Genomic DNA, 19,537 nt, shown 5'->3' with positions numbered 1-19,537 from the left:
AGCATCTTTTTGATCGTGAATCCGCGCGTGCGGATGTGGTGTGATGGACCGTTGCGGTTTGCAGGCCCTTACATCAGGCTCGACAGAAGAGCGCCTTGATACGCCGGAATATCGACGTCGCGCGCGTGTCGCGCTCGCGCTGATGATCTTGACCGGCCTGGCGATGCGGCATCCGCTGCAAGTCTTGCCAGTCGGTTTCCAGCGACCGCGCATGGCCTGCCGGCGAGAATGGCCAGACGATGGCCGACGCGCGCACGAGGCGCGTCGGCGCGTTGTCTTTCACGCTGTCGATATACGCGTTGATTGCCGACGCTTCCCGCTCGGCCACTTCCTGTGAGGAGGCCGCAACGAAGTCGTCGAGCCCTTCGAAGTGAACGCACCAAAGCTGCTCGCTCACGACGCGCTCCTGATGAACCGAAGTTCGATCGTCATCTCGCAGCCGGCCGCGTTGCGCGCGGCTGGAAGTTCTTTCGAACGTGATTGCATGAGTCATGTATTGCGCACCTGCTCTGACAATGCGTAGAGCCGTTCCTGCGGAAATGTGAATGGCGGGGAAATACGGAACCTCTAAAACCTCGTTGAAGCGCAATGCTCACCTACGCTCAATACGCGTTCTGATGAGCAATGCCTTTGAAGATGGTCGCGAGGATGATCCGCAAATCCAGAGCGAAGGACCAGTTGCGCAGGTAGTACAGGTCGTGTTCCACACGCCCTTCCATCTTTTCGAGGCGATCGGTTTCGCCGCGAAATCCGTTGATCTGCGCCCAGCCTGTAATGCCCGGCTTGATACGGTAACGGTGGATATAGCCCGACACCACGTGCTGATACTGATCGTCGTGTTCCAGCGCATGCGGACGCGGCCCGACCACCGACATATCGCCGCACAGCACGTTGAAGAACTGCGGCAACTCGTCGAGACTCGTGCGCCGCAAGAAACCGCCTACCCGCGTAATGCGGGGATCGTCGCGTCTGGCCTGTTCGAGAACGCCCGCTTTCTGCTGATGCAGGCGCATCGTGCGGAACTTGTAGATCGTGAAGACACGGCCGTCCGCACCCTTGCGCTGCTGCCTGAAAAACACGGGACCGCGCGAACTCAGCTTCACCGCAATTGCACACGCGAGAAGGATCGGCGAGATGGCAAGCAACGCACACAGTGCGAAAAGACGATCGAACAGATCCTTCTTGACCATCGCGTTTGGCGGCAACGGCGACGCGGCGAGATTGATCGTCGGCTGATCGAGCAGGTTCGTCACGCTGCCTTCGAACAGCGCGAGCGCGCGCACATCGGGCATGAAGCGGATGTTGATCAGGTCATTGCGAAACTCATCGACGAGCCGCAGAATCGCGCGCTCTTCCGTCAGCGGCAACGCGAGCCATACTTCACCGATGTTCTGCTCGCGCACGTAGCGCGCAAACGCCTTGTGCCCGGAGAAAGTCGGCACTCGCGACGCCGCTTGCGAAGTGGGGTGAAGGTCGTAGATTGCCCACGGGCGGAAACCCGATGCGGTCGCGCCCTCCATCTTGTGAATGATGTCATTGCAGTGGTCTCCACACGCAGCAATCGCGACAGGCTGCAAATCCATTCCTGCATGGCGTACGCGCCCAATCAGACTGTGAATCACCAGACGGCTCACGATGAGCGCACTGCCCGAAATAGCCGTCCAGTAGACGAACCATAGACGCGATACGAAATCGATCCGGTGCAGCGAGAACATCAAGGCCATCGCACAGCCTTGCACGATCAGCCAACCCAGCGCGACCTGCCCCGTCAACGCTTTTTTCGAACGCCCGCGCCACGATTCATACACGCCGAGCGCGGGAAAGATTGCCAGTGAGAACGCGGCCGCAAACGCGACGAACGCCAGATAGAAGCCGCGCTGCGAAACGTCGTCGAAGCGGATTTGCGACGCCACGATCGCCCCTGCCACGATCAGGGCGACGTCGAATAGCCGCGCCAGAAAACCTGCCAATGCACGCATCACATCACCCCTTTAACATCCTATGGCCACGATAGACGCTCAATTACAGCGGCCGTACTTGTCATCGAAGCGGACGATGTCGTCTTCGCCGAGATACGCACCCGATTGAACCTCGATGATCTGCAGCGGCACATGGCCAGGGTTCTCGAGACGATGCTGCACGCCGATCGGAATGTACGTGGACTGGTTTTCGGTCAGCAGAAACTGCTCGTCGCCGCGCGTGACGAGCGCCGTTCCGCACACGACGATCCAGTGCTCCGCGCGATGGTGATGCATCTGCAAGGACAGCCGGCCGCCTGGACTCACGACGATTCGCTTGACCTGGAAACGATCGCCATGATCGATCGAATCGTAAAAGCCCCACGGGCGCCGCACTTTTCGATGGTTGTCGGCTTCGGGCGAGTTCGTTGCCCGGATGCGCGATACCAGTCCCTTGACGTCCTGCACATGCGAACGATCCGCCACAAGCACGGCATCGTCCGTCTCGACGACGACGAGATCGCTCGTGCCCACGCATGCAACGAGCCTGCCGCCCTGCGAGCGCGCATACGTACTCGTCGCGCCTTCCATCAGCACGCGTCCGTTCGCCACATTGCCGAACTCGTCCTTGTCCATCGCCTGCCATACGGCATCCCATGAACCGAGGTCGGACCAGCCGGCTTCGAGCGGCACGACGATACCCGTGAACGGCGAATCCGCCTTGCCGAGCTGCTCCATCACCGCGTAGTCGATCGAGTCGGAAGGCGACTGTGCGAACGCATCGGCGCCGGGCGCGATGTAGCCATCATCGCGCTTCGCGTTTGCAAAGGCTTGCGTGCACGCCGCGTGCATGTCGGGCTGGAACACTTTCAGCGCAGCGAGCCACACCGACGAACGCACCACGAACATGCCGCTATTCCACCAGTAGTTGCCTGACGCCACGTATTGCGCGGCAAGCTCCGCGGCGGGCTTCTCGACGAAGCGATCAATGCGGTGTGCGCCATCGGCCAGTTGCGCGCCGAGGCGAATGTAGCCGAAGCCCGTGTCCGCGTGTGTCGGCGGCACACCCAATGTGGCGATTTCACCCGCCTGCGCATGAAGCGCCGCGAGTTCGATGGCCTGGTGCAACGCAGGCACATCGGCAATCGCATGGTCGGCGGGCATGGCGACGAGAATCGGATCGTCGCCGTCGGCGCTTGCCGCCAACGCAGCCAGCGTCAATGCGGGCGCCGTATCGCGCCGCGCCGGCTCGACCACGACGCACGCCTTCACGCCGCACTCGCGCGCCTGTTCGGAGGTCGCATAGAAATGCTCGACGCCGCATACGATCACGGGATCCGCTGTTATTTTCAACGTGCTCGTGAAGCCATTCATGCGCTGCATCGTGGCCTGGAGCAACGACTGATCGCCAACTACGTCGATCAGCTGCTTCGGATATTGCTCACGCGACACCGGCCAGAGCCGCGTGCCCGATCCGCCAGCGAGAATGACCTGCACGAGATGCGTGCTGTCGACTGCCGCATCGACAACGGCCGCAGCGACGTTCTGCCGTTCGGCATTCGTGGTTCGTTTGTCCACTTCAATCTCCCTGGTATTGAAGCCCGATCCTCGCCGCCCCTGACTGTCCGGGCGAAGTGCATAGGATCCGACAACCGCCGTTTTATCTACACACCTTGCGCGCGAAATGTTGGGGTGACGACGCGGGGATAGTGATGGCCGCAGATCGCACCGGCCGCGAATGAAGACGCTCTTCATCAGAACGCCTTACCCGCGTCGTGCTCGCGCAACCTTGCAAGATGAAGGAAAGATCGAAGTTCCGGCAACGATGCGCTCGACGACTGTCTGGCGACCTGTTGCCATCGTGTTCCGCTCGACCTGTGATTCGATGATAGACACGTTACGCTGCGTCACAGCATCTCTGGCGCGAACGGTTGATGTTATGGCCCGACACGCTGAGCCTTTCTCCCGAAGTATCTAACCGATCGACGCCATCTTTTCTGAAAATCGATCTGAGTCTGGAAATGAAGGGGTATTCGTGTTAGGTTGTGGATTGAAGGCGTGTTTTATATCGCCGGTTCTTTAGTCTGATTTCTGTTTCCGCACCTTGTTTCCCGTGCTTTTCCATCAGGCACGCCATCTGCAACGTGCCCATTCATGTGCGGGAACAACACACATCAAAGCAGGTCGCAATTCTGTTCAGGCCGGTGAACGGGTATGCCCAATCACTTGCCACGCGCAACGTCGGATCCGCGCGGATCCATCATCGACATGCGCCACTTCCGCCAGCGGATGTGATCTCCATTCTTCACGAGAGAGTCGACATGGCTTACATATCGGTATTGGCGCTATTCCTGACGGTGACCAACCTCGTACCCGTTAGTGCAGTGGGATTTTTGCCGATTATTTTTTGCGCGTGGCGCTTTTTCGGCAGAAGCTACCCGTCTTTCATGACGCCTTTGACGGCACTCGCGCTATTCGCAATCGTATCGACCTTGCTCTACGATCCGCGATCGCTGACCGAATTCGAGTTCTATCGGCGTGACGGCAATTTCTTCATTGCGTATGCGCCCATTTTTGCGGGCTGCCTGTACGCGCATCGTTGGGATATGAACAAGCTGCTTCGTGCGTTCTTCGTATTCGCGGTGCTCATCAATATTCCGCCCTACATGCTGTATCTCGCGCAGAACGGTTTGCTCAGCATCTTCAAACATCCGGACGACAGCTTCGGCAGCTTCTTCATTGCCCGCAACGCGGCAGGCGGCTTTCTCGCAATGCTGTTCTGCCTCGGCGTAGCAAGTTATCTGCAGCGGCGCAGCAAGATCATGCTCGCGCTGATCGCGCTCAATGGGCTGATGCTCTTTTCGACATATAGCCGCGGCTCGCTGCTCGGTGCGTTCGCCGTGCTGCCGTATCTGTACTTCGGACGCAAACGCCTGATTCTGGCGTCGCTTATCTCCTGTCTCGTGCTCGCATCGCTTGCAATGGCGATGTATCACACGCGATCGTCAGTCGACTACATGGGCTACACGTTTACCATTCAGAATCAGGACGCAAAGCTCGCCAATCTCGACATCCGGTACGAATGGCTCTGGCCAAGAGCCCTCGCCTATTTCCGCCAGAGCCCGATCGTGGGCATGGGATTCGGCTCGTTCGATGACCAGATACGCAATGTCGTGTCGTATTTCGGCGTGCTGGGTGTTCCATCCGACATCATCGTCGAACATAGCGACTCGCACGCACACAACTCGTATCTGAACTTCCTCGCCGAACTGGGCGTAGTCGGGCTGGCGCTGCTACTGAGTTTCTACTGGAAGCTCATCAAATGGAGTCAGGACGGCGCGGCGCGCAGCGCGCTGGTCGAACGCGGCCGTAACTTCGCGGCGTTTCGCTTCGTCGAGATCTCATCTGTGTGTCTTCTCGTGATGGCAGCGACTGAGCACCGGCTGGTTTCGCCGTCGAATGTACTGATTCTCTCGCTGGTGATTTCGCTGTTGCTCGCCTCGCGTCCCGTGCCTGCTGTCAGGCCCGAGTACACCCGGCGCGTGCCGGACGCACCGCCGCCGTACCGGCGTCCCGGACAGGCTTATCCCGCTGCAACCGGGCGGAGTGTCCACGGATCGTGAATCCCATGCTGTTCATGTGGACGGTCTTTTCCAACGTGGGTGATGCCGCCGTCACATTGCCCGTCGCGTTCGTGTGTGCGATCTGGATTGCGAGGACGGATCCGCGCCTTGCGTGGCGTTGGGTCTGCACGCTTGGCTTCGCCATGCTGCCCGTCGGCTTGAGCAAGATCCTGTACTACGCATGGGGCGTTGCATTGCCATTGGCGAACTTCCGCGTCATCAGCGGGCACACGATGTTATCGACGGCTGTCTGGGCCGTCGCACTCGCGTTGCAATTGCGTTGGTGGCGTATGCCTGCGTTTCCCGGCATTGCAGCGGGACTGATATTGGGCGCACTGACAGGTGCTTCGCGCGTGCATGGTCATTCGCACTCGGTCGCAGAAGTACTGGTGGGCTGGATAATCGGCGCGCTTGCCGCGGGCCTGTTCCTGCGCGCGGCTCTTCGCCTGGAGGGCCGTCCGTTCCGGCCCGTGTGGTCGACGCTTTCCCTGCTGGCGGTGTCGATGCTCGCCTATGGACACGTCGCGCCGTTTCAGGATCTCATCAAGGAGAACTCGGCGGCGCTGCGGGACAATACACCCGCGCTCGTCTGCGCGCTGTCGCGCGCACGAGCGCGAGAACACGGATGATGAACGTCAATGCACGTCGATAAGATGCCGCTCGCGCGCTTCGTCGAATTCCGAAGAGGCTTCTTCTTCGACTTCATATGGAAGCGCCGGATCAGTGAGATTATCGGGCAGCCGGTGCTCGATAAACGACGTCAACGCCGCCTTGAACCGCTCCGACGAGAAGCGTTCCGCGTTCTTGCGGCATTGACGCGCATCGAATAGCCCCGAGTACTTCTCGAATCTGTCCACGGCCTCGAGCAACGACTCCGACGTCTGTTCCTGGAAGAACACCCCCGTCGGGCGCTCGCGCGGCAAGCCCAGCACCGACTCCAGCGCGCCGCCTCGGCCGAATGCAACCACCGGTGTCCCGCAAGCCTGCGCTTCGACAACCGAGATGCCGAAATCTTCTTCGGCCGCGAACACGAACGCACGCGCACGCTGCAAATGATCGACCAGCACATCGAAGGGCTGATGGCCGAGAATGGTCACGTTATCGCCCGCTGCCGCCTTCACCTTCTTCATATCCGGCCCGTCGCCGATCACGACCAGCCTGCGCTCCGGCGTCTGCGTAAAGGCCTTCACGATCAGATCGATGCGCTTGTACGGCACCATGCGCGATGCCGTCACATAGAAGTCTTCCTTGCTTTCACGAATGGGCATATGCGAGAGATCGACGGGTGGATAGATGACCGTCGCATCGCGTTGATAAGCCTTTCTGATCCGGCGCGCAATGAACTTCGAATTGGCGAGCAGATGATCGACACCATTCGCGGAGCGCGAATCCCAGCCGCGAATATAGTGAAGCAGCACGCGCGCCATCGCCGATTTGACGCCCGCCGTCAGTTGCGACTCTCTCAGGTACTGATGCTGAAGATCCCACGCATAGCGGATCGGCGAATGCACGTAGCTGATGTGCATCTGGTTCGGCCCTGTCAGCACGCCTTTGGCGACCGCATGCGAACTCGAAATGACGAGATCGTACGCAGACAGGTCGAGCTGCTCGATCGCAATGGGCATCAATGGCAGATAGGCCCGATAGCGTTTGCGCGCGAACGGCAAGCGCTGAATGAACGATGTCTTCACCGGCTTGCCCTTGATGCATGCGCGGTCTTCCATGAAATCGACGATGGAAAACAGATCCGCGTTCGGGAAGCATTCGATTATGTTTTGCAGCACCTTCTCCGCACCGCCCGATACCACCAACCAGTCGTGAACAATGGCAACTTTCACCGCGACCTCCGTGTGCTCTTCCGTAGCGTTATAGACCTGCCCAATTCGAACTGCGTAACCTTCGCATTTACAGTGCCTGGCGTCGCTCAATCTTCCTTGCCGGCACCCGCCTCGCTTCTCGTGCCCCATGCGACACGCGCCATCGCGATAGCGCGTCCGGCGCCCGGCAGCAACGTGATCAGTTCCAGCCGCACCATGATGGTCAGCAGCATCGCCGACAGCGATAGCTCTCCGATCACGCGCGCGAATGCCATCCCTTGCGCGCCGTAGCGCGGCGCGAGCCAGAGCGCCGCCAGCAGATTCGCGACACCGGACGCGGCACCCGCTATTGCCAGCAAACGGTCCTTTTTGCGCGGCACGAACACATAGAACGCGGCGAATTCATTGAAGGCGGCAAACGGGAACATCCATGCGAAGCTCTGCAACACGTGACCGCTCGGCGTGAAAGCTTCACCGAGAATCAGCGGAAGAATGATGGGCGACAATGTCAGCGCACCGCAAAAAACCAGCAGACCGTAGCCGAGCATCAGCATCGCGCCGCGCCTCGTGGTAGCGTGCGCGCCCGCCTTGTCGCCTTGTGCGAGCTGGCGCGAAATGGTCGGTATGAAGACCTGCGACGCGGGGCCCATCAGACTCAGCGCGATCGATGCAAAGCGTTCTGCCGCGCCGAAGTAGCCAACTTGCGCGGGGGTCGAAAGCAGTGTCAGCAGATACGTCGACGATGCCGTCAGCACGACAGAGCCCGACGAATAGCAGAACAGCATCGTCGAGCCCTTCACCAGCGACACGACGCCCGAAAACGACAGATGTGGCCTGCCGATCTGATATGTCGCCAGCCCATATGAAATTGCCAGCGACAGCACGCCCGCCGTCAGCAGACTCGCGACCACCCAGACCGAATCAGCGGGACCGTGCACGAGCGATAGCACGAGCCCAAGACTCACTGCGAAGCCGAATACCTCGATCATGATGGGCGTCCGGAAATGGTGACGCCCCTGATAAAGCCAGCCGAGATTCAACGCCGACACGACGCCCAGCGTGGTCGCCAGCAAGCCGATAAGCGGACGCTCGGACAAGGTCGGCGAACAGAACGTCGCAATGGCACCGATGCACGCACCCAGCGCGCACAAGGTCAGACGCGCGCTGGTGTGCAGCGAATAGATTGCATTGCACTCGCTATTGTTCTGCGCCTTCGATATTTCCCGCATGCCGACGAACGTGAAGCCATAGCTTGCCAGCATCCAGATCACGTTCATGAGCGACATCGCCGCGAGCACGCGCCCGTATTCGGCGACGCCCAGCACCCGCCCATAAAACGGCACGACGATGATGAGGTACACATACCTCATCAGATATCCGCCGTAGACGAATGCGATGACGTTGATGCTCTTCTTGCCGTCCATCGATCATTGCTCCACGGTGCTGCGGCGCGCGAGCGGGTTGGTGATGTAGCGGATCACGAAGTCGGAAAGCGGCGAATACGGCAACAGGCAGAGGCTCGACAGGAACAGGGTCCCCACCTTCTTTTTCAGGCTCCAGAATGGGTTCGCGACGATCGTGTGCAGATAGGCGCGCGAATCGTGCAGCATCCAGCGCCACCGCTTGCCAAGCGATGCGTGATAGAGACTCGATCCGAAGTATGCCTTCTCGTGCGCGAAGTCATGGAATGCAGGCGGCAGTTCGAGATTCAGGCGTTTTTTTGCAACCTCGCGCAGCGTGACCCACCGCTCCTTGAATGCTTTGGGCGCCTTCTTGATCTGCTCGGAGTTCGCGAACGACACGCTCGGCGTCGTCGTGTGATGGACGCGATATGCACCGAGCGAGCGCGATATTGTCGCAACGGCGCCGAGCAGCGCGGCCCCATATATCGCATAGAAATCCGCGCCGTACCGATTGATTCCGCCTTCAGGCACGGGAAATATCGCTTCCAGTGCGCTCGTGCGATAGGCATTGCCCGACGCGGGCGGAGACGGATAGATCCAGCCCTTTCTCAGCAGCCGGCCACAGTCGGCGGGCGGCACGGTGTGCGGAACGTAAGCGCCCGTCTGCTTGCCCGCTTCGTCGATCACGTCGAGGCGGAACTGCACTTTCGCGAGGCTGTCGTCTTCGAACGCACGCATGACTTCCGACACGGCGCCCGGATACAGCACATCGTCGGAATCGAGGAAAAGCAGGTAATCGGTTCTGGCGATTTGCACGCCAAGGTTATAAGCGGACACCTGCCCACCGTTTTCCTTGAAAACCGTGGAGATGCGCGAACCGTATTGCTCGATAATCGCTCGCGAACCGTCTGTCGATCCGTCATCGATCACGATCACCTGTGTACCCGGATAGTCCTGATCCAATGCGGAATCGATCGCCTCGGCGAGAAACCGTTCGTAGTTGTAGTTGCAGATGACGATGGCAATCTGCTTCATAGCGTCTTTCATTGCGTGCTTCATAGCATGTTTCATAGCGCCTCGATGCAATAGTGTGGTCGGCGAATACAGAAAGAACGCGCCCCTGTGAATCAGGCAGATTTCGTCTGCGCTGCATGCACGACGAGATAGCCAAGATGTCTCGGAGGCTTCTTGTCGGCACCGTTGACGTTGTCCGGCACCCGGAACCGTATGCTCGTCGCGTCGCCGTTCTTGCTCAGTGCAACGTCTCCGCCAGGCGCGGCGGCGCCAGTCAGTGCGTCGATGAAGCGCACCTGCGTGCTACCCGCCGACGCCGCGACACCGGCTGTCTCGACGCTGTGCCAGCCGGATGGCGCACTCACCTGAATCACTACGTCCTTGTCCGAAAGCAAGCCCGCGCCCGTGACGTCGGGACCGAAACGCACTGGCTGCGAAAGCGCAGCGAGCGCGCCGGGTATCGTCTGGTTCAACACGATGAGACTCTGGCCGGACACGTTATACGTGCGTGCCGGCGGGCCGCGATGCGTCAACCGGAAGGGCTCGTAACCATCCCAGTGATAGACCATCGAAAGGTATTTATCCGGATCGTCCCAGTTGCGATCCAGCGCCCACACAGCGAACTCGAAGAAATAGCGCGGCAAATAGTGCGCGTCGAGCATGTACCGGTCGCCGATCTCCGTTTGCCACACGCCTCGCGCCGGCCCCTGTCTGACGTATCGCTCATAGAGCGGATCCAGTTCGCTCACGGGCAGATAGTGCGTGTCGATATAGTCGACCCAGTCGGCCATGCGTTCGTTCAAACGCGGGCTGCGGTAATCGAGCCACTTGTCGAGATTGTCGAGCCCGCCCTGATCGGGCCAACCGCCATACACGACATAGGCGCCGTAACGCCGGATGATGCGTGCAGCGGGAATATGGATCCGCTCCACATAGTCCTGCATTGCACGCTCGTAGGGGCCGGATTGATGCTCGTCCTTGTTGAAGTTCGGGCCATGCCAGAAAGTGGCCTGCGGCAATCCACCCGACAGACGTCCCGCCGCTTCATTCCAGATCTGAAAATGGCGCACGCCATAGGGCGCGCCCGAGTACTTGCGAACCACGGCGTCCACATAACGCTCCCACGCATCGACATTGGCGGGCGCGGATTTCGTATCGCCGGACAGACTCGCATTCCACTTCGGCGTATAGCCGAGAAACAACAGCGACCGGATGCCATTCTGGTTATTGCGCACGACAACCGAAGGCAGATCGCTGTCGTAGCGATTGCCCGTCCTGTCGACGCGCATCGGTTCCGTCGGCGCATCCGGCTGCCCGGGACCGACGGAGCCGCGGCCCCAGCTAATGCCCATCTTGTGCCACATGTCGATGTCGGCGGCCGAGCCGGGCCAGCCATTCGTGCCGATCATATCGACGATCCTGCGCGGCGCGCGATTGCCCGCAGCGGGCGACGCGGCCACAGCGGCAGCCGCAGCGCGCCAGGGCCGCAAACCCGCGCACGCGAGCGCCGCAAACGTGGCAAGCACGCGTCGCCGCGAGAGCCGGTACGTCATTCGATCCATACCCTGCCCCTCGCCGCTCAGCCCGCGGACGCGCGCGCGGCGAGTGCGGACAACGGCTCGGCTTCCTTGCCGTACAGCACGTCGAGCAGCTTTTTCGCCGAGCGGTCCCAGCGATACTCCCGCGCATGCGCGATGCCCTTTGCCCTGTGCCTTTGCCGTATGGAACCATCGCTCATCATCAGCGAGATCTTTTCAGCAATATCCTGCGCCGACATCGCATCGCAGTACATGGCCGCGTCTCCGCACGCTTCGGGAATCGACGTGCGCGACGACGCGATGACGGGACATCCGCAGTACATCGCTTCAAGCGGCGGCAATCCGAACCCTTCATAAAGCGACGGGAAAACAAGGCAGCCCGCGTGTTGATAGAGCGCCTTCAGCTCGCCATCGGACACGAAGCCCGCCCATATCACCTGCTTCGAACGCGACATCGCCTCGACGCCTTCGTTCGCAAAGATGCGTGAGTTCTTGCCGCCCACGATCACGAATCTCACGTCGCGCAAATGGCTCAGCCGCGAAATGGCTTCCAGCACGCGCTGCAGGTTCTTGCGCGGATCGAGGCTACCGACGATCACACAGTACGTGTCATCCCTGAGCCCCAAACGATCGATGACACGCGGATCCGGCACCACGCGATCGAGATGGTCCGCGCCGGGCTGAATGACAGCAATTCGCGATTCGTCGATCTTCAGGTGATGGCTGATGCGCCGTTTCGAAAACGCGGACACGGTAAGCACCAGCGGTTCCATGCGCGGCAGAATCGAGAAACACAGCCGGTACCACAACAGGAACTTCTTTGAAAAGCCATTCGGCGCGTCATACACGGCCATGTCATGCACCATCACGACCTGACGGCGCTTGAACAGCGGATTCGTATTGCACAGATTGACGAGCGTCCGGCCTCTTGCCGCGAACGGCAGCGTAATCTGTTCCCACAGCGTGCCGCGCAGCCAGGGAAAGCGCCGTTGCCGCCTGAGCGAAGCACCCGGCTCTCTTGCGTTCTGCGGCACGAAGATCTCCAGTTCGCTGCCCGGTTCTTCACGCATCTGCATTGCCCGGGTGAGTTCATACGCGACCCGCTGAACGCCGGTGACAGGCTGCGACGTAAACTTTCCATTGATCGCGAATATCATCGATTTGTCCGCCTTACGTAGTTGTGCCGATTGCAGTGACTGCATCAGGCGGTTGTCTCGACTTCCCCGAAATCGCTGGCGTAGTTCGTCGCATAGCCGTAATTGCGGGTACTGCGGCGTAACGGAATACCGTTGAAAACAGCTCCCGCAACGCGTCCGCCCGCGCGTTCGATCTTCTTGATCGTGTCGGCGATCTCCTCTTCGGATTGCATGCCCGAGCGCAGCACGAGCAGCGATGCGCCCGCTTCGTTTGCGATGATGGAAGCGTCCGTCACGGCGAGGAACGGCGGCGTGTCGACGATCACGAGATCGAAATGACTGCTCAGACGCTCCAGTACTTCCCTGAAACGTGGCCGTGTCAGCAAGGCCGCCGGGTTTTCAGGCCGTGCGCCGCAGGACATGAAGGTCACCCCTTCGATGCCGACGTGGCGCAATGCATCGCGCAGCGGCACCCTTTCGGCGAGTACTTCGGAAAGACCGCCGCGATTGCTCTGGCTGAAGAATGCAGCGAGGTGGCCACGCCGCATGTCGCCATCGATCAACGCGACGCGCGCGCCCGCTTCCGCATGCAGCGTCGCGAGATTCGCCGCGACGAAGCTCTTGCCCGCCGACGTGGTCGGCCCCGTGACCATCACGATGTTGTTGCGGGTATGCGCGAGATCGCGCGCCATCGCAGTGCGTACCGCGCGCAGCGCTTCGACAGACGCGTCGTGCGGAAAGCGCTCGGCGAGAATCTTGTTGCCCGAGTAGCCGAACGACGGATCGATCTTCTCGCCCGACGGCGCTTCGCCGCCCTCTAAACCTCGCTGCACGGCGACTGCGCTCCGTCCGCCCGCGCCCTGCAAGGGCTTGCGAGCCGCAGCAGGCAGGCTGCGATCGAGCAGCGACTGCTGATGACTGAACAGCACCTCGCCGACCACGGGCACACTCAAACGCCGCTCCACATAGCGCGGGTCCGTCACGCCAACCAGTACATGGCGGCGCATGAAGACGAGAAACACGCCCGACACCAGACCGAGTACGAAACCAGCCGGCAATACGATCAACGGGTCCGGCTTGACCGGGCGATGTGGCCGCACGGCTTCATCGAGAATGTGCGCGCCGCCTGTCGTGCTCGCACGGCGCACCGTCAGTTGCTCGGCCTTCTGCACCATGCCCATATAGACCGTTTCCGCGACCTTCTGCGCGCGAATCAGATCGACGCTCTCGCGTTCGGACGCGGGCATCCCCTGAAAGCGGCCGTCGAATTCAGCCTTGGTCTTCTTCAGTTGCGCGAGCTGCGTGTCGATACTTTGAATCCAGCGGCTTTGCGGCGCGTACTTGTCCAGCAATTGCGTGCGCTGCAATTCGAGGCTCGCAATCTGCTTGTCAAGATCGAGGCCGCCTTGCAGATAGGACTGCGCCTCGGTGGTCGGCTGCATCGAATTGGATTTCGCGCGGAAGCTCTTGAGTGCTTCTTCCGATTTACGCAGGTCGGCAAGCAGACGCGGCAATTCGCCCTTGATGAAGTTCAGCGTCTGCGTATCGTTCAACTGACGGCCGGCCACCGCTGCCGCAAGGTACTGCTGCCCCAGCGCATTGGCGACGTCCGCCGCTTTGGAAGCACTCTTGTCCGCGTACTCGATCTGGATCAGACCCGAGTCCTTTACCTTGTCGGTAATCTTCACGACGTCCATGAAGCGTTTGGTCGCATCCACCGAATTCCAGCGGATCACCTCGAAGCGAGTGCCGTCGCGCGCGGCGAGCTGATTGATCAGCAGCGAAATGCCGTTGCCTTCAGCAGGCTTGCCGACAGTCCCCTTGAGCAGAAATTCGCCCGACGGCCCGAGCAGTTCATAGGCACCGCCGCCGAGTGCAACGAGACTCAGCTTCTCTTCCTCGAGGTTCTGAGGCACGTTCAGATACCCCACCTTGACGACCTCGCCGCCCCACGCGAACGACTTCAATCCAAGCCACGCACCATTCGGCTCCCCCGGCGTCGCGAACTTCTCCGCAATATCGCCAAGGATGGGGATGCGTCGCGGCTTGACCGTCACGTCGAAGCGATAGCGATCGATCACGGGATCGAGCACGGCCCGGCTGCGCATGACGCCCATTTCCGCGCTCGGCGACGGCGCGGGCGGCGGCAGCGCCTCCTGGGTCTGCAGCGCGAGACCAAGCGCATTCGGCTCGGGAGGATCGACACGTACGAGCACATCCGCGGAATAGACCGGCGTTGCGACGAGCTGATAGGTGACGGCGAGCAGAAACACGGCCACCGTGGCCGCCACGATTTCCCAGATGTGGTCCCGCATCAGGTTGAGCATCTCTCGAGCGGTGAGCTGCCCACGCTCAACCTCAGGGGCAACAGGAAGTGAGTTCGAGGGGTAGTAATCCACAGGATTGATCCTTTGATATGCGGTTGGTCGAGCAGGCTATGCAGAAGCGCGCGAGTACACCACCAGCCAGCGACCTGAAGGCGCATGACGGGACGCAAACGGAAGCTCGATCAGCCGTGCCCGGGCCGACAATGAATTGCAGGAACGACTGGCGATAGCAACAGACAGGACGTGAGATACCGGGGTCGCCAGATGTCGATCAGAACTTCAGGACGAGGCGTGCAAGGTGTGGGCGTGATTCACTCATGCGTATCCTTATTCCGGCACTGACGATTGCGAAAAGCCCGTCGCAGCCACGCGATTGCAATGGCCGATTGCCGACGTCAGCAATTCGTTCGGATAAAGCTTCGGGGCAAAATTCGTGAACTGGCTTCGATCCCGGCAATCGCCTTTCCATTGATGTTGCGATGAAGCATAGACGCGCAGAATTTGAATTAGTACAAGCCCGGCTTAAATTCGGGTACTAATGGCCGATATCGTGGAACACGTTACATGGGCCCACGAGCAGAGAAAGAGTTGTTGCGATCTGAAATTCGTGTAACAGAGTGATACGCATCGTACGAAATCGCGTAACACGGCTGTAGTGACAGTACGCGAACTCGACGAACCGCTTACAGATTCCCTGCCTCGCCTGCGACCCTTATATGGCAAGCCTCACCGGAGATGTGACCGACCTTGACTCAACAAAATCGGACATCTCTTCCCAGAAAATCTTGCCGTCATCAGCAATAACACCAGGTAGTGAAAGAACGCGGGACAGTAATTATTTCCCGCATCCGAACGATTTCGCCACATCGCTCGCGTCAATCGGACAGCTGTCGCATGGCCCTTTTCTCTCCTGTATTCTGATTTGCATCGAATTGTTGTGAATTAATTGGGAGAGCTAACGGTGAATGGGATTTATCAATCGCAACCGTTGCATGCCGATGAACGGGCGGAAAACGCGAAATATGAAAAGCACATTGGTCTGCTCATCGCGCCGCATTGCTCGATGGCGGCGGCCGGTGCGATTGGCGACGCTTTCTGCCTCGCCAACAGGCTCGAAGAGGAAGTGGGCGTCGATGCGCCATATCGCTTCTCGGTGCTCTCGGAGGCGGGCGGATTCGTGACGGGTGGCGCCAGCTTTTCGATCTGGACGCAGAAGCTCGACCGTTATCAACTGGTCGACTTCCATGCGTTCTTCGTTGCCTGCAGCGGCGATCCGATGACGGAGTCCAGCGAGCAGCTCGTTTCCTGGCTGTCGCGTCAGGGCTCGGGTTCGCCTTCGTGCATGCGGCAAAAGACCGACCTTCCAGGTGGTGCGGCGCAGTCGGCTGTGCCCGTATTCGTCCTCGACGACGGTCTTTCGGAAACGCGGCCTGCGGGTGCCACGCCCACCGAAATGGCACTCGTGCAGATCGAGCGCGATCTCAGCGCGGAAACCGCGCGACGGATTGCGCATACGCTCCAGCCGCAGGTATGCCAGCGCATGCGGCCCGACGCCGACGATCTGGCCATTGCGACCACCACGGAAAAGATCCGCGAGTCGGCGCGCTGGATCAGGGAGAACTACAGCAAGACCATTTCAGTCAGTCAGGCAGCCGACTCGGCAGCGATGAGCAAGCGCAACTATCAGCGTCGCTTCAAGGCCGAGTTTGGCATGACTCCGCTCGAATATCTGCTTCGCACCCGTTTTGAAGTGGTGTGCGCGATGTTGATCGACACCGAGCTTCCCATCGACAAGATTGCAAGGCGTTGCGGGATGGGCGACGGCAACCGTCTGGGACGAATCTTCAAGGTGCGTTACGGCATGTCGCCGACGACCTTTCGCGCGCTGCGCCACCTCGGCAACGGTAACCATGCGTCAGCGTCGCCTGTGCCAGGTGACGACCTTGTCGATACCGCTGCGACGGCCGCTTCGCTGATGAAGTCTGTTTTCTAGCTGGGCGCAGGGAGCGCAAGAATGCCAATAACCGAGTATGCGCAGGCCGATGATGAACTGAGGGTACCTGCGGCGGACAGGGAGACGATTGCGTCGCCCGGCAAGGCCGGCGCGCAGGAAGTGCTGCACGATCACATGTTAGGAGAAACGATCCCTTCACAGTCTGCGCTCAGGAGAATGAAAGAGAAGGCCAAGCTGATATTGCCAGACACGCTGTTTCTGAGCCTTTTGCACAGAAAATGTATCGGGCGATATCCGCGGCTGGTTCACCCTGCGACCTTCAATGAAAAGATCCTGCAGCGCAATCTGCGTCCCGATCCGCGTTACGTACGATTGACCGATAAACTCGAAGTCCGGGAATATGTTGCCGCCAGACTAGGGCAAGAAGCAGTGATACCGCTGATCGCCGCGCCCGACGTGTTCACGCGTGAGGTCTTCGACGGTCTGCCCAATGCGTTCGTGATGAAGGCAAATCACGGCAGCACGTTCGTCGAGATCGTCCGGGACAAATCGCAGACAACTTTCGAAAGACTGAAGGCACTCGCCGAACGATGGTTAGGGACGTCGTTCTATTGGGTCGCGCGTGAGCGCCACTATAGAAGGATCAAACCCCGCATTTTCTTTGAAGCGCTTCTGCTGGACGCGCAAGGCGATATACCCGCTGATTTCAAGGTGCATTGCTTCGGCGGTCACTCCGGCCACCCCGTCATGTACATTCTTCTGATCACGGACCGGTTCGGCAGCAACACTCATGGCGACGTGTTCGACGCGCAATGGCGGCATATGGATGTGATGATCGGACCCTACACGCGCAGTGTCAGGCCGCCGCCCCGCCCCGATAATCTGGACGCGGTATTGAAGGCTGCGGCTACCCTCGCGAAAGACTTCGATTACGTGCGCGTCGACCTTTACGCACCGGGCAACCGCGTGTACTTCGGCGAATTGACCTTTACGCCTGGCGCTGGCGTGTTGCCCTTCACGCCCGATCACATCGATTACGAATGGGGCAAGCTGCTGAGCGCGAAAGCGGATCTTTAACGCAGCGCTTCCCCGCGCCATGCCCGGGCGGGGAAGCGTTTGCGAATCGCCCGGATCAGGTGTCGGCGTTACCCGATACGAAGCTCGTGAACGCGCTATACGGCGGATTGAGCGTGACGCCGTTGGTCATCACGCCGTAGGTGTTGTTGCCGCTATCCAGCACGTAATACATCACCGACTGGATGTTGTGCGTCTTGCGCGCCTGATAGTACTTGCCGAGCGTGCCCGTGATATAGCTGGCGCGATACGCCTGCGTTTTCTCGGGACCCGTATTCCACTCGGTGATGATGAACGGCACGCCGTAGCGGGCCTTGCAATACGTCGGCAGATCGAAGCCCGGACCCGAACCGTCGATGCCGATGTTGAAGATGTCGCCGTACACTTCGTAGTTGTGCCACGTCGTGATGTCCCAGCGCACCTTCGGATGTCCGCCGGAGCCGTCCGGCTGCATGCCATCCCACAGTGCATCCGCCGCGCCGATATCCGCGACGCAGAAGTTGATCCCGCATTTCGCCGACGATTGCACGGCCTTCACGCCGTCGATCATCCCGCGCATCACGCCGCGCATGGCCGGCCAGTTCGCGTTGTTGAAGTCGACTGCCTTGGTGCCTGCGTTAGTGAAGTCGAGGATCGTCGCGTTTTGCCGCGTCAATTCGTTGCCGCATTCGTAGATCGTGACGCCATATGCCTTGAGCGCATTGGCGATGGTCATGGCAGCCTGCTGGCCGCGCGTGTAGGCAGCGGACTCGCTGGTGAAGACGTTGCCGTTCGAATCGTAGACACCCTGATTGATCAGCACGAGCAATGAAATTCCCGCCGACTGAAAAGCCTGCGCGAGCTTCGTGACCGCGCCCAGCTGATTCGGATCGTCGGTACAACCCACCCGGTAGCTCGTGCAGCCCATGCCCTTGAGGATCGATACGAGCTGCGCGGGCGTGTAGCTGTAGTCGTAGTGGCCATTCACGCCGTAGAACATCCCCGCTGTCGCGGCCGTTGCGATACGCGGGTCATTGCAGGGAAGCCAGCTGCCCAGGTCGGTGCACACATAGAACTGCCCGCCCGTGCCCTTGTGCCAGATCTTTCCGCCGTACCACAGCAGCAGCGACACGTTATACGTATTGCCGACCGTCTTGCCGTTCTTGTAGATGACGCCGCTTACGACCGTCCACATCGCGCCCGTCTTGTCGATGATGTACGACGCCGAGGGAATGGTCGTGCCGTCGGGCGATGTTCCGCCGAGGCGCGGATCGTTGCAGGCAATCCAGGTCGATCCATTCCACGAATAGAACTGGCCGCCCGTTCCCTGGTGATAGATCACGCCGCCATAGAACAGCACGAGCGCAACGTTGTAGTTGTTGCCCGCCTTGGCGCCGTTCCGGTAAACGGAGCCGCCCGACAGGGTCCACGTGGCGCCCGAGTTGTCCACGATCGACGTCGCGGACGGAATAGTCGTGCCGCTCGCCGAAGCAGCGACGCGCGCAGTGGCTTTCGCAACGGCGTCGCCCGATACATCGCCGATACTGCCTGAGCCGCCGCCGCACGCGGTGAGAATATAACTGCCGCCGAGCGCCGTCAGCTGGCCGATAAATTGACGTCGTTTATTCATGGCAAACGCATCCCTGTCGAGAAAATTCCCGAGAAAAAGTCCAAATAGATAACTGCCGGATGTCGAACCAGAATGGCGGCGCGA

Annotated in this window: 14 protein-coding genes; 4 read left to right on the top strand and 10 right to left on the bottom strand. The window is 60.1% G+C overall.

All coding sequences use genetic code 11. The annotated features are described in order from the left end of the window. Window positions 1–73: 73 nt before the first annotated feature. The 3 genes from G3O01_RS14120 to G3O01_RS14110 all read right to left on the bottom strand — a co-directional run bounded on the left by G3O01_RS14120 (window position 74) and on the right by G3O01_RS14110 (window position 3,455). Complete coding sequence (locus G3O01_RS14120) at window positions 74–397, bottom strand: hypothetical protein (RefSeq protein WP_205805622.1); 324 nt, start codon at window positions 395–397, stop codon at window positions 74–76. A gap of 205 nt (window positions 398–602) precedes the next feature. Beyond that, complete coding sequence (locus G3O01_RS14115) at window positions 603–1,979, bottom strand: undecaprenyl-phosphate glucose phosphotransferase (protein ID WP_205805620.1); 1,377 nt, start codon at window positions 1,977–1,979, stop codon at window positions 603–605. Between the two features lie 39 nt (window positions 1,980–2,018). Further along, the gene (locus G3O01_RS14110) at window positions 2,019–3,455 is read right to left on the bottom strand and encodes a mannose-1-phosphate guanylyltransferase/mannose-6-phosphate isomerase (protein WP_346779185.1); all 1,437 of its coding nucleotides are present in this window, start codon (window positions 3,453–3,455) and stop codon (window positions 2,019–2,021) included. A gap of 824 nt (window positions 3,456–4,279) precedes the next feature. Here G3O01_RS14110 and G3O01_RS14105 point away from each other — a divergent pair. Both G3O01_RS14105 and G3O01_RS14100 read left to right on the top strand, forming a co-directional pair. Further along, on the top strand, window positions 4,280–5,581 hold the full coding sequence (locus tag G3O01_RS14105; RefSeq protein WP_205805615.1) for an O-antigen ligase family protein: 1,302 nt from the start codon (window positions 4,280–4,282) through the stop codon (window positions 5,579–5,581). 14 nt (window positions 5,582–5,595) lie between these two features. Further along, a complete protein-coding gene (locus G3O01_RS14100; protein ID WP_205805733.1) occupies window positions 5,596–6,210 on the top strand; it encodes a phosphatase PAP2 family protein in 615 nt (204 codons plus the stop codon). A gap of 6 nt (window positions 6,211–6,216) precedes the next feature. Here the strand turns inward: G3O01_RS14100 and G3O01_RS14095 are convergent, their stop codons facing one another. From G3O01_RS14095 to G3O01_RS14070, 6 genes are all read right to left on the bottom strand, one after another. After that, complete coding sequence (locus tag G3O01_RS14095) at window positions 6,217–7,419, bottom strand: glycosyltransferase family 4 protein (protein ID WP_205805614.1); 1,203 nt, start codon at window positions 7,417–7,419, stop codon at window positions 6,217–6,219. A gap of 86 nt (window positions 7,420–7,505) precedes the next feature. Beyond that, window positions 7,506–8,822, bottom strand: a complete 1,317-nt coding sequence (locus G3O01_RS14090; RefSeq protein WP_205805613.1) for an oligosaccharide flippase family protein — start codon at window positions 8,820–8,822, stop codon at window positions 7,506–7,508. A gap of 3 nt (window positions 8,823–8,825) precedes the next feature. Continuing rightward, window positions 8,826–9,836, bottom strand: coding sequence for a glycosyltransferase family A protein (locus G3O01_RS14085; RefSeq protein WP_205805732.1), 1,011 nt, complete (start codon window positions 9,834–9,836; stop codon window positions 8,826–8,828). Window positions 9,837–9,928: 92 nt separating this feature from the next. Next, window positions 9,929–11,377, bottom strand: coding sequence for a hypothetical protein (locus G3O01_RS14080; protein ID WP_205805612.1), 1,449 nt, complete (start codon window positions 11,375–11,377; stop codon window positions 9,929–9,931). A gap of 17 nt (window positions 11,378–11,394) precedes the next feature. Next, window positions 11,395–12,510 (bottom strand): glycosyltransferase family 1 protein, encoded by a 1,116-nt coding sequence (locus G3O01_RS14075; RefSeq protein ID WP_205805611.1) that lies wholly within the window; start codon window positions 12,508–12,510, stop codon window positions 11,395–11,397. Between the two features lie 44 nt (window positions 12,511–12,554). Beyond that, window positions 12,555–14,888: a polysaccharide biosynthesis tyrosine autokinase gene (locus G3O01_RS14070; protein WP_205805610.1), complete on the bottom strand. Its 2,334-nt coding sequence runs from the start codon at window positions 14,886–14,888 to the stop codon at window positions 12,555–12,557. 991 nt (window positions 14,889–15,879) lie between these two features. On the opposite strand from G3O01_RS14070, the gene G3O01_RS14065 reads away from it, so the two are divergent. Continuing rightward, window positions 15,880–16,809 (top strand): helix-turn-helix domain-containing protein, encoded by a 930-nt coding sequence (locus G3O01_RS14065; protein WP_205805731.1) that lies wholly within the window; start codon window positions 15,880–15,882, stop codon window positions 16,807–16,809. Between the two features lie 135 nt (window positions 16,810–16,944). Then, window positions 16,945–17,847: an ATP-grasp fold amidoligase family protein gene (locus G3O01_RS14060; protein WP_241023955.1), complete on the top strand. Its 903-nt coding sequence runs from the start codon at window positions 16,945–16,947 to the stop codon at window positions 17,845–17,847. Between the two features lie 55 nt (window positions 17,848–17,902). Here G3O01_RS14060 and G3O01_RS14055 read toward each other — a convergent pair whose 3' ends face one another. Then, window positions 17,903–19,453: a hypothetical protein gene (locus G3O01_RS14055; protein WP_205805608.1), complete on the bottom strand. Its 1,551-nt coding sequence runs from the start codon at window positions 19,451–19,453 to the stop codon at window positions 17,903–17,905. Between the last annotated feature and the right edge of the window lie 84 nt (window positions 19,454–19,537).

The organism is Burkholderia sp. Ac-20365 (assembly GCF_017104715.1).
Classification (GTDB): Bacteria; Pseudomonadota; Gammaproteobacteria; order Burkholderiales; family Burkholderiaceae; genus Paraburkholderia.
The sequence above is the reverse complement of the archived record's forward strand: the minus strand, read 5'-3'. Positions and strand labels throughout refer to the sequence as shown.